At 70.9% G+C, this 1,943-nt stretch carries 3 protein-coding genes and 1 pseudogene; all 4 read right to left on the bottom strand.

The features are described from left to right. Positions 1–376: pseudogene (locus tag ACWIF2_RS40620) on the bottom strand (DNA primase); the annotation flags it as partial. Next, complete coding sequence (locus ACWIF2_RS40615) at positions 373–639, bottom strand: gas vesicle protein GvpG (RefSeq protein WP_454366720.1); 267 nt, start codon at positions 637–639, stop codon at positions 373–375. The pseudogene ACWIF2_RS40620 and the gene ACWIF2_RS40615, both read right to left, overlap by 4 nt. Positions 640–643: 4 nt before the next feature. Continuing rightward, positions 644–1,420: a GvpL/GvpF family gas vesicle protein gene (locus ACWIF2_RS40610; protein WP_454366718.1), complete on the bottom strand. Its 777-nt coding sequence runs from the start codon at positions 1,418–1,420 to the stop codon at positions 644–646. Then, positions 1,417–1,851, bottom strand: a complete 435-nt coding sequence (locus ACWIF2_RS40605) for a gas vesicle structural protein GvpA (protein WP_454366717.1) — start codon at positions 1,849–1,851, stop codon at positions 1,417–1,419. The genes ACWIF2_RS40610 and ACWIF2_RS40605 overlap by 4 nt, the downstream gene beginning before the upstream one ends. Positions 1,852–1,943 lie beyond the last annotated feature (92 nt).

Here is a 1,943-nt window from a genome sequence, read left to right as displayed (position 1 = left end):
CCTGGGACTCCTCGTCCTCGGCGTAGTCGGCGTCCTCGGCGTCGCGGCCGCCGGTCACCGCGCCCGTCAGCTGGTCACGTACCTCGGCCGTACGGCCGTGCAGCCGGTCGGCGAAGGCGTCGAGCTGGCGCTCGACCATGGCACCGGAGGCGGCCTTGCCGACCCCGCGCAGGTCCTCGCGCAGCTGGTCCCCGATCTCCTTGAACTGCGGGTTGTTCTGCAGCTGCTGCTGGATCAGCTCCGCGACCATACGCGGGCTCAGGTTCAGCTTCTTCCCGGCCACCAGTCCGCCGATGGCTATCGCCATCTTCAGCTTTTTGGTACGTCCCAGTAGGTATCCGGCCCCCACCGCGAGGCCCAGTCCCGTTCGGTTCATTGTGCCGTCCCTTGTTGGCCTGTTCCCGCGCTCCTGCGCGAGGCGGTCTCCAACCGGTCGAGGAGTTCGTCCTCAAGACGGTCGAACTCCTCGTCCGTGATCTCTCCGGCCTCCAGCCGCTCCTCGAGGCGGGCCAGTTCGGCCTGGACCGTGGCGGGGTCGTAGTAGATCCGCTCGGCCTCCTGCAGCACCTGATTGATGGCCCAGGCGCTGCCGCGCACGGGTGCGAGCGGCAGCAGCAGCACCTCGGAGATCAGGCCCATGTCGTCACCCCGCTCCGGTGGTGTCCGTGCCGCTCGCCAGGGTGCCAGCCGGCTCGGCCGGGCCGGGCTCGACGAAGCTGTACGGCGGCAGCGGACCGTTGACCCGCACCTCCAGGTGCGGCATGTCCTTGCGGGCCTGCTCGACCGCGGCCAGGAAGTGCTCGGCCGACTCCCGGTCCACCAGGTACGACACGTTGGCCAGCCAGCCGGTGGACTCGGGGCCCGTGCTCACGTCCTCGGCGGAGGAGTCCAGGGCGCTCCGGAGTGCGGCGGCGTCGTCGGCCTCCCTGGCCTTGACCGCGGCCGCGACCAGCTCGCCGAGCCGGATCTTGTCGTCGTAACTGCCGCCACCGGACTGCCGGTTGGCCTCCGCGAGACCGCGGATGTCGGGGCTCTGGGCCATCACCTGGTGCAGGACGGCCTCTTCGACGTGGTTGGCCTTGACGTTGTACTCGACCCGGCCTTCCAGCGCCCGCAGGCGTTCCTTGTAGTGCTCTGCACGCTCGGCGAGCACCCCGGTGATCGAGTTGTCGTCCGGGGCGACGCTGCCGAACCGCATGGGCAGCACACAGCCGGCCGCACCCGCCTCGCTGAGCACGTTCTGGTGGGCGAGCAGGTCCCTGCGCTTGGGCCGCAGCCCCTCGGGGGCCTCACTGACGACGGCCGCCAGATCGCCCTCGCGCAGGATGCGCACCGGGCGGGGCGGGTCGCCCACACCGCCCATACCCTCGGGCAGCGCCGGGTGCGCGGTCGCCGCGATGCCGTAGACGTAGGTGCTCACTCCTGCTCCTCCTTCCGGCGGGCGGACGTGCTCTTACGGGCGCGCGGACGGGACTCGCCCTGGCGCTCGGAGCCCTCGTCACGCGCCTGCTTGAAGGCGTCGGAGATGGTCTCGGCGGCGCCGGACAGCGCCCCCTTGGACTTGCCGCGCGCGCCGGACTCGGTCATCTCCCCGACCAGGTCGGGCAGGCCCGGGTCCTTGCGCGGCCCGGCCTCCAGGTCGAGCCGGTTGCACGCCTCGGCGAAGCGCAGATAGGTGTCGACGCTGGCGACGACGACGCGTACGTCGATCTTCAGGATCTCGATGCCGACCAGGGAGACGCGCACGAAGGCGTCGATGACGAGCCCCCTGTCCAGAACAAGTTCGAGTACGTCGTAGAGACCGCTGCTGCCGCCTCCGCCGCCGGACTGCTGTGCCGGTACGACAGTCATGCCGGGTGTTCCTCCTCGTGTGTGGGTACGGGTCCGGTCGGGCGGCCTAGCGGACGCCGGGCCTGCGCGCGTCGGATCGACCGCGTTCGTAG

Source organism: Streptomyces sp. NPDC055506, from assembly GCF_053643595.1.
Note: the sequence above shows the minus strand (reverse complement) of the source record. Positions and strands in the feature narration are given on the sequence as shown.

What these genes read in the sequence shown, in the direction of transcription:
- ACWIF2_RS40615 (WP_454366720.1), bottom strand. Translation starts at nt 639, where the DNA reads ATGGGCCTGATCTCCGAGGTGCTGCTGCTGCCGCTCGCACCCGTGCGC.
- ACWIF2_RS40605 (WP_454366717.1), bottom strand. Translation starts at nt 1,851, where the DNA reads ATGACTGTCGTACCGGCACAGCAGTCCGGCGGCGGAGGCGGCAGCAGC.